This is a genomic window from Vibrio sp. Vb1755 (assembly GCF_033338635.1).
GTDB classification, from domain to species: Bacteria; Pseudomonadota; Gammaproteobacteria; order Enterobacterales; family Vibrionaceae; genus Vibrio; species Vibrio alginolyticus.
On record NZ_JAWOTA010000261.1, the window covers coordinates 1 to 1,178 of the forward strand.

1 protein-coding gene is annotated in these 1,178 nt (G+C 45.2%); it reads left to right on the forward strand.

Annotation, left to right across the window (positions count from 1 at the left end):
- On the forward strand, nucleotides 1-1,178 hold a 1,178-nt coding region (locus tag R7E00_RS24370), incomplete at both ends, for a sensor histidine kinase (RefSeq protein ID WP_318124808.1).

A 1,178-nucleotide genomic window follows, 5' to 3' on the forward strand; every position in this document is an offset into this window, starting at 1 on the left:
CCTACTTACTCAAGTCAATGAGCAAAAACGGAGTGTATTGCTCATTACCTGTGGTGTTGCGGTAGTTCTTCTCTTACTTGGCTGGTTGGGGTTTGCCACTTGGTATCGTGTTAACAGTAAGATTGGCGCAATCATTCATGCTCTTAATGCCCTTGTTAATGAGGAAGAAAAAGAGAAAAAAGTCGCAGTCGATGGTAGTGACGAGTTCACTCTCTTTGCGCAGCAAGTCAATCGTGTGGTGGAAGAAAAGCAAAGGCAAACTCACGAAATACTGCACGCCAAAGAGTCGGCAGTGGCAGCCAATAGAGCAAAATCTGTATTTCTTGCCAACATGTCCCATGAGATTCGAACGCCGTTGAATGGCATCATGGGGATGACTGAAATTTTGTCGCAAAGTGAGCTGTCGCCTCATCAGCAAGAAGTCGTGGATGACATCGATACCTCTTCTCACACTTTGCTTGCATTGCTAAACGATATTCTAGATTTGTCTAAGATCGAGTCGGGGCGCCTCGAATTGTCGTTGGTTGAAGCTGACATTCGCGAAGTCGTTTATCAATCGGTGATTTTGTTTCAATCTAAAGCCACGTCTAAACAGCTTGAACTCGATATTTCATTGGATGAAAACATTCCGGCTCGCGTGATGGTCGATGATCATCGCATCAAACAGATCATTACTAATCTGGTTTCCAATGCCGTTAAGTTTACTGAACAAGGCTATATCTCAGTCGACGTGAGTTACGAAGAAGCGTTAGAGCAAGGGCGAGGTTCGCTCACATTCCTTATCAAGGATTCGGGCATCGGCATTGAAAGGGACAAACTGGCGACCATTTTTGAACCGTTTACTCAAGAAGACGAGGGTGTTTCGAGACAGTTTGGCGGAACAGGGCTAGGGCTTGCGATTTGTCGCCAACTAGTGTCAATGATGGGAGGCAAGCTAGTGGCAACCTCGACCAAGGGGGTGGGCACATGCTTTGGTTTTTCAATAGAAGTAGAGGCGTTACCTCTCTTTGGTTGGCATTCCGATGTGGTCAAAAGAGGGCTCTTTATATGTGATAACTATGCTTATGCAGAGCAAATTGTCCAAGAATGTCGTTTGGCTCAAATTGAGCTGGTAGGCGTTAACTCACTTTCGGAAGCAAAAGCGCTAGATGAAGATTTCGATGTCATTTTCTTATGTA